Annotated in this window: 6 protein-coding genes and 1 tRNA gene; all 7 read right to left on the bottom strand. The window is 48.1% G+C overall.

Features of this window, described 5'->3' with window-relative positions; genetic code table 11:
- On the bottom strand, positions 1-969 hold the full coding sequence (locus TW81_RS06780) for an ABC transporter permease (protein WP_045954938.1): 969 nt from the start codon (positions 967-969) through the stop codon (positions 1-3).
- A gap of 63 nt (positions 970-1,032) precedes the next feature.
- Positions 1,033-2,406 (bottom strand): CmpA/NrtA family ABC transporter substrate-binding protein, encoded by a 1,374-nt coding sequence (locus TW81_RS06785; protein WP_045954939.1) that lies wholly within the window; start codon positions 2,404-2,406, stop codon positions 1,033-1,035.
- Positions 2,407-2,679: 273 nt separating this feature from the next.
- Positions 2,680-3,261: an ANTAR domain-containing response regulator gene (locus TW81_RS06790; protein WP_045954940.1), complete on the bottom strand. Its 582-nt coding sequence runs from the start codon at positions 3,259-3,261 to the stop codon at positions 2,680-2,682.
- Between the two features lie 67 nt (positions 3,262-3,328).
- On the bottom strand, positions 3,329-4,291 hold the full coding sequence (locus TW81_RS06795; RefSeq protein WP_045954941.1) for a glycosyl transferase family protein: 963 nt from the start codon (positions 4,289-4,291) through the stop codon (positions 3,329-3,331).
- Positions 4,288-5,160 carry a uroporphyrinogen-III C-methyltransferase gene (gene cobA / locus TW81_RS06800; RefSeq protein WP_420835057.1) on the bottom strand — a complete coding sequence of 291 codons (873 nt, stop codon included), beginning with the start codon at positions 5,158-5,160 and terminating at the stop codon, positions 4,288-4,290. Before cobA ends, TW81_RS06795 begins: the two co-directional genes overlap by 4 nt.
- A 21-nt stretch (positions 5,161-5,181) precedes the next feature.
- On the bottom strand, positions 5,182-7,797 hold the full coding sequence (locus TW81_RS06805; protein WP_045954943.1) for a nitrate reductase: 2,616 nt from the start codon (positions 7,795-7,797) through the stop codon (positions 5,182-5,184).
- Positions 7,798-8,202: 405 nt separating this feature from the next.
- Positions 8,203-8,276 (bottom strand) — tRNA-Cys (locus tag TW81_RS06810).
- Between the last annotated feature and the right edge of the window lie 38 nt (positions 8,277-8,314).

Genomic DNA, 8,314 nt, shown 5'->3' on the forward strand with positions numbered 1-8,314 from the left:
TTATCGCAATGCCTGCTGTTTATTCCAAGACAACCATTTTTGTAGTTGCAACATGCCTCGGTCGAGCAACAAACCAATCAAACCAATCGTGATGACCGCCACCATGATGCGTCCTAATGATTCGGAGCTACCGTTTTGGAACTCGTCCCATACGAATTTGCCGAGTCCGGGATTTTGCGCCAGCATCTCTGCCGCGATCAGAACCATCCAGGCAATACCGAGTGACAAACGTAGGCCAGTAAAGATCATTGGAATGGCAGAAGGGAGTACGATCACGCGGATATGCTGCCACCAAGAGAGCTGAAGTACTTTGCTGACATTGAGTAAGTCTTTATCAACGCTGGTCACGCCAACAGCCGTGTTTATCAGGGTTGGCCATATGCTGCACAAAGCGACGGTTAGTAGTGAGTTGACAAAAGATTTGGCAAACATGGGATCGTCACTGACGTAGGTTGCACTGACCACCATGGTTACAATAGGTAACCATGCAAGGGGGGACACTGGCTTAAGCAGTTGAATAATCGGGTTAAAAGCCTGATAAGCACCGTGATTTAAGCCCAGCACAATACCGAGCGGAATCGCAATGGCAGTAGCAAGTAAAAATCCGCTCGCCACTGTAATTAGACTGGTGGCAATTTGATCGAAAAAGGTCGGTTTACCCGTGTAAGGTCTGATTTTGACCTCGGCGTCTGGATTTTTAGCCAATTTTTTCGCGTTACGTTTCTCTTGTCGTTCAATAAACGCAACCTCTTTCGCTCTTTCGTCCCAGTGCTCACCCACTAAGTTACTGAACTGCTGATACGTTTGGGCAGGGCCAGGCAAGGTACCCAATGATGTTTCTACCTGACGCGCGCTTAAGTGCCACATCATCAAAAACATTAAGATGCCAATGATGGGTAACACGAAGGCTTTGCTTTTGTTCGCCACCAGCGCCTTGCTTGGTATTAGCGAGATAACATTGCTCGACATAACGACTCCTATACATCCCTGTTAATTTTGGTAGGGAGGGACACAAGCCCCTCCAAATGGGTTCTAAACTTTGTCTTTGCCTTTTAGGCCAATTGAAAATTTCTCTAGATAGGCGTTAGGTGTACGACCGTCGTAGACAATGTTGTCGATAAAGTGTTTCTGCGGGGCGCGAAACCCGTCTTCTTGCTCGAAGTTAGGAAAGTCTTTACTGGTTAGCACACCTTCTTCAATCAAAGCTTGAGCCGCTTGTTGGTAGATATCTGGGCGATAGACTTGCTTGGCGATGTCCATGTACCAGTCATCCGACTTTTCTTGTGGGATCTGACCCCAACGACGCATTTGCGTGAGATACCAGATTGCATCGCTATAGTATGGATAGGTCGCGTTGTGGCGGAAGAAGACGTTGAAATCAGGCACATCACGCACGTTGCCTTTTTCATATTCAAAGGTGCCGGTCATAGAATTAGCGATGACTTCGAAGTCCGCACCAACATACTCACTTTTCGCCAGCAGTTTGACCGCTTCAACACGGTTGGCATTGTTATTTTCATCCAACCAGTGGGCTGCGCGAATCAAAGCTTTAACCACACGGAAATGGGTGTTAGGGTATTTTTCTGCCCACGCCTTTGAAACACCAAATACTTTCTCTGGGTTGTTTTTCCAGATTTCGTAGTCAGTGACAACGGGCGCACCAATACCTTTAAATACCGCTTGTTGGTTCCACGGTTCACCTACGCAGTATCCTTCGATGGTACCCGCTTCCATCGTCGCAGGCATTTGCGGCGGCGGCGTTACGCTAAGCAGTACATCCGCGTCTAACTGCCCACTGTTGTCACCTGATTCTGGCGCGTAATAGCCGGGATGAATACCCCCAGCGGCGAGCCAATAACGCAGTTCATAGTTGTGGGTAGAGACAGGAAACACCATCCCCATGTTGAATGGTTTACCTTCATCGAGGTAACTTTCGACGACAGGTTTCAGTGCATCGGCTTTGATTGGGTGCACTAGCTTTCCATCCGCTTCGGTGGGGATGTTTGGTTTCATCTGCTGCCAGGTTTTATTCGACACCGTGATCGCATTGCCGTTGAGATCCATACTAAATGCGGTGATGACTTCCGCCTGAGTTCCGATACCTATTGTTGCGCCCAGCGGCTGACCAGAAAGCATGTGCGCGCCATCCAGTTCGCCGTCGATCACTCGGTCAAGCAGTACTTTCCAGTTTGCCTGCGCTTCTAAGGTGACGTAGAGACCTTCGTCTTCAAAGAAACCTTTCTCATAGGCAACGGCCAGTGGTGCCATGTCAGTTAACTTGATAAAGCCGAATTTAAGATCTTCTAGCTCGGGTTCACCCAATTGGGCGAAAGTGCTCGGCACGTAAACACTGGTTGTGAGTGCAGCGCCGACTAAAGTACGCTTAATTGTTGATGTCCATTTCATAAGTTTTCTCCAATAAAAAGGCGCTACGCCTCCGAAGAGTCGTAGCGCCATTGCATCCTTTATAATTACCACCGTTGATAATCTAAGGTTACGATTGAACAAGTTGTCAGGTTTACTGCTAGTGAGTATTCCAAGTTGCGTGCCAACTTAATTAATTTATTAATATCAGTGATTTAACAGAAGCATACTCTTATTGCCCTTTAGCCTTGCTTGGCTTTAGTGCACCTCGCACCATTGCGGATTTTTTCGCCTAACCCTAAAGTGGTAAAGCAATTACTTGAGCGCCTCTAAGGTTTGCAGCAGATTGCGCGCAACTTGCGCCAGTGTTTGGCTCGATTGCATCGCCGACTTGCGCATCGCTTGATAAGCCGCATCTTCATCCACTTGATGCATTTTCATCAACAGCCCTTTCGCTCTTTCGATTAACTTGCGCTCCTCTAATCGTGACTCCAGTTGTTCAATTTCACCTTCCAGCGCCGCTACGGATTGGCGAACTTGATGAGAATTGACAATCCAAGGAGAAAGGGAAAACTGCGTATCAGCCGGAATAAGAACATAGTCCATTTTTTCCGGTAACCGACTGATATCATTTTGATTAAGTTGTTTAAGCACCACAAGCAAGGGGTGCTTTCTCACGCGGCACTCTTCAATAATCAGGCGTAATTCTGCGCTAGGTTGTAACCAGCCCACGACGACATGAGCGTCTGGTTCACGATCGAGCATTTTTTCAAATTGGTTTAGCTGACAGCTGACGATGTTGTCGAATTCAGCCGCAAGCTGAGTGGTTAAACGCGCTAATTCTTCTACGCGGTCACTGCAAATAATAAGTGGAATTTTGGAGAGGTTGGTGTGCATGAACATTCCTTGTTGTGCTCTCTAATAATTAGAGACATAACAAGGAATGTGCCAACTGAGATTTGAGTTAGGTAAGCAATGATTTAGAGCAGTAGTTGGACCAAAACAGATACGCTTGTTCAAACGCTTGCTCAACATCGTTTGATTCGGCGAATAGTGTTGCCGCCATCGTTGATACTATGGTGTTAGCCATTAAATTAAGATCGCTTTGCTCGCTGCCAAACTGACATTGTTTAGGCAACGGAATGTCCGTGAGCATTCTCTCTACCCAATAATGCGACTCCACGCCGCGAGGTGTACTAACCCACACAGTTTGGCTGACCTTAGGGTTATATTCTGACTCGCCTGACTGGCCTTTAAACGACACCACGGCGTGGCTCGTCAAACCAATTTCACTTTCTACTTCGGCGTGCAACTGTTGAAACCCGGGATGAAAGCTGCCACGTAAGCCTAATTTAGCCCCGCCAGGATTGAGCGCTCTGACCACAGTGTTGATCGGTGTACGTAAACCATAACGATTCTTCCAACCAATCATGGTCTCTGCTTGTGGAGCAAAATGTTTAAGCGGGAGATAAGCAATACCTTTATTGTCGAGCAGTTGCTTCGCCTCATCCGGTGATTTGGCCAGTTGAATATCAAACGCCGCTAGATAGTCTTCGGCATGCAAACGGCCTGCAGGTCTATCGTGGTAACCGTGCAGCAAAACCTTGTAGCCATTATCGGCAAGTATCTTAGCCGCGAGCAAGTGCCAAGGCTGACCTGCACTGGTGCGCTTACCGGCGTAACACGGCCAATCAATATCGGCACCCAGATTGGGGACGCGTGACTGAAACGCTTTAACAAAGCCGGCGATTTCTTGCTTGGTTTCATTTTGTACCCGAATCAGCATCAACAGCATTGCCATCTGATCATCACCGCAGTGACCGTCAAGATATTCATCCATGACCTGGTAAGCTTGTTCAAACGTTAGCGGCTTACGTCCGCGTTCGCCACGCCCAACGGTGCGAATACATTCCAAAATTTTGCTCATACTGCCTCTTGAGAGATCACCGACTTTATCGTCCTGTTAAGTTCTTTGCGCAGTTTGACCACTTCGCCCAAGATAATCAATGCTGGACTGACACCTTTTAATTCAATGGCCTTCGCCGCTAGTGACCCCAAGCTAGAAACATGCACTTTTTGCTGGCGGCTACAGCCGTGAGTGATAATCGCCAGCGGAAAACTCGCATCCAGCCCTTGTGCCATCATGCCTTGCTGTATCTCTTCTGCTTTCTCTAAGCCCATATAAAAAACTAACGTCTGCCCAGCGTTAACCAGTTGCGACCAAGCAGGCAGTGCCCCTGTCACGACTTGCCCGGTGACAAAAGTGACACTTCTTGCTACTTGCCTGTGCGTCAACGGAATCATGGAGGAAGCTGCACAACCAATAGCCGCGGTAATACCGGGAATAACGTCAAACTCAATCTCGTGTTTGGCCAGCAGTAAGCCCTCTTCCCCACCGCGACCAAAGATAAAGGGGTCGCCGCCTTTTAAGCGTACTACTCGCTTACCGAGCCTGGCGTATTCAACCAGCATCTGACTGATCTCTTCTTGCTTTAAACTCGGCTTTCCACAACGTTTACCAACGTAAATCTGTTGGCAGCCGGGTTTGGCAAACTGCAAAATCTCTTGATTCACTAACCGGTCAAAGACAATAACCTCTGCTTGCTGAATCGCTTTCAGGGCTTTGATAGTCAATAATTCTGGATCATTGGGGCCAGCCCCCACCAGTTGCACCTTGCCATAGCGACTCGCGTTAGAGTGAGCCTCATCGTTGCTCGCGATGGAATGTTCAACATAGCGGTGGGAAATAAAACCAGCGCCACGTAAACCCAATTGTGAGCCTTCTTTGTTGGTCATGTCTGTTTTCATCACGCGCTCCTATTTTGCAACCAAAATGGTTTGTTGATGGCGGCTAATCAATTGCTCGACTTGTGGTAAGCATGAGCCACAGTTGGTGCCGCATTTCAGTTTGCTTTGAAGTTGATTGAGATTGCTGCAATTGCCGCTTTCAAGCTCGCGAACGATTTGTTTGTCATTGACTCGGAAACAGCTACAGATAAGCTCACTCGACTCTTGCTGCGCAGCAATGGCGAGTAGCGAAGAAAATCTCAGAGGTTTGCCGACCAATAACGCCAACTGTGACACATCAGTTACGATAGGCTGACCAGACACCATAAGTATCGAGCGAATGACTCGCTCTTCGCCCACCTCATCGTACCCAACTGTGAGCCAACCTGATGCAAGTTCAAGTACCACTTTGCGTTTATGCGGTGTTTCACCAAGGTCTTCCGAAACGCTGCGATCAAGGTTTTGTGTATCGGCAAAGCGCCAAACACCAATACGCTCTTCGCTTTGAAACGACTGATAGGCGAAGTTTCTCTCGACGAATCTTTCTCCCAAGTAAAGTCCGTAAGCTTTAACATCAACAGGACGGATAGCGACAGGCTGCGATTTAAATGCTGGCTGACCAGAATGCGGGTCGACCGTACGGCTTATTACAGCGTTAACCTGACTTTCGCGACCATACTCTCCTGCCCAGTGCATTGACATAAACAGTTGTCGTGTGCCAAGTCCATCATCAATCGCAGCTTTAGCCACAATGCTTCGCTCAGTAACTTCACCCGTTAGTGCAACTAACTCACCTTCTTTAATGCCCATATAAGCTGCGGAACGTTGACTCATGTATACCGTCGGCTCTGGCTCTGTCGCAGCAAGGTGAGAGATATAGCCTGTACGAGTCATAGTGTGCCACTGATCCCTCTGACGTCCAGAGTTAAGCCACCACACAGATTCGCTATTTTTGCTTGGGATAGCTGGGACCACAAAACGCGCTTTTCGGTCTGGGAAGCAAAACTGGCCGTCAGCCAAAGGTCGCTGACCGCCCCATTGAACTGGCTGCCAGTTGAGGTACTCTTCATCACTGATTTGCGCATACTCAGATAAGTCGAGCAGCCGTTCACTATTTTTATTGATGCCTGTCATGGCCGCATATTCTCGGAAAACATCTGCTTCCGTGGCGAAATCAAACGCGTTGGGCTTTTCCATCAATTGACACAGCTTCGCGCCTACATCACAAACCGCGCGCCAGTCCGATTTTGCCGCCCCTTTGCTCTCGATAAACTGACGTTGACGCGTGAGCATGCGCTCGGAGTTGGTCACCATACCTTGCTTCTCACCCCACCCTGCGGCTGGCAATAGCAAGTCGGCATACTGCGCGATGTCTGAATCTGACGTCACGTCGGAGACGATCACCAGCGGACATTTTTCTAAGGCTCGTTTGACAAAGCTATTATCAGGCATCGAGACTACTGGATTGGTTGCCATAATCCAGATCACCTTGATATCTCCACGCTCTACCGCGTCAAACATTTCGACCGCTTTAAGACCTGGTGTTGTCGCTAAATTGTCGGTTTGCCAAAACTCACTCACCAGTTTGATAGACTCTTGGTCAAAGCCGCGATGCACCGCAAGTTGGTTGGCTAACCCGCCCACTTCTCGTCCTCCCATCGCATTAGGTTGGCCTGTGATGGAAAACGGCCCTGCGCCTTGATAGCCGAGTTTGCCAGTCGCTAGATGGGCATTAATGATTGCGTTGCCTTTGTCTGCCCCATATTGAGATTGGTTTACTCCCTGACAAAACAGAGTGATGGTTTTACGGGTGTTAGCAAACCAGCGATAAAAGGTTTTCAGTTGCTCTTGGCTAAGACCGAGCTGCTCACTCAAGCTATCTAAATCAAAATCCTGACTGCGCACCGCATCGCTCAGTGCTGAAAAACCACAGGTATGCTGCGCCACATAACCCTCATCGATGACACCTCGATCAAGGCAATATCTTAGTAAGCCATTGAACAGCGCCGTATCACCATCATTTGGGATGGCAAGATGAAGATCAGATTGCTGGGCGGTGACGGTTTCACGTGGGTCAATCACCACCATTCGAAGTTGTGGATTACGCTCGCGAGCTTGTTGAATGCGACGAAACAAGACAGGGTGAGTCCATGCGGTGTTTGCGCCACAAATAACAATGAGATCCGCATCATCGATGTCGTCATAATTCACCGGCACCACATCTTCACCAAATGCTCGATTGTGTGCCACAACCGCAGACGACATACACAGGCGAGAGTTAGTATCAATATTCGCGCTACCAACCACCCCTTTCATAAACTTATTCGCAACGTAGTAATCTTCCGTCAGGAGCTGACCTGAGACATACATAGCGGTTGAATTTGCTCCATGATGCACAATCGCGTCATGGTAAGCGGAGGCGATCATATCGGTGGCTTGTTGCCAAGTGATCTCTCTGCCATTTAGTTTTGGGTAGAGTAAACGAGAAGGCATCGCCAGACTTTGTGCCAGTGCCGAACCTTTGACACATAAAGCACCTTGATTGGCTGGATGGTGTTTGTCACCTTCGATTCCCAACGCGTTAACTTCTACTCCACAGCCAACGCCACAATATGGACACGCTGTTTTGGTACATTCCCTTGTCATCATTCACTCCTTGATACAAAAAGCCTCCCCCACTTTCTGAGTGAAGGAGGCTTCATTGCCTGTGACCTTGTTATAGATTCTGCTTTCGACCACCGTCGACAAGGGCTAAGGAGCAATTAGAATGCCAAATTAAAACACTCAATAAATTCATATAGATACATAAAATCATCAACTCTACATTGCACCAAATAGGTGCTCAAGCACACTAAATGCATCACTTTAATGAGATATATGAACACGCTGATGCTGCTATGTATAGAATTAAGAAAAACGGTAAGAATGGCGTAACCTTTGTGGATTTAGCCGCTGAATAAGCACAAGCAACATAAAGTGTAATAAACGACTTTACTCATACATTTTAATGACATAAAAAGCCCCGACCATTTCTGATCGGGGCTTAATTTATGGAGGCGCGTCCCGGAGTCGAACCGAGGTCCACGGATTTGCAATCCGCTGCATAGCCACTCTGCCAACGCGCCTTAAATTTTGTCTTTGAGTAAGATGGTGCCCCGGGCCG

The organism is Vibrio galatheae, from assembly GCF_000967545.1.
Classification (GTDB): domain Bacteria; phylum Pseudomonadota; class Gammaproteobacteria; order Enterobacterales; family Vibrionaceae; genus Vibrio; species Vibrio galatheae.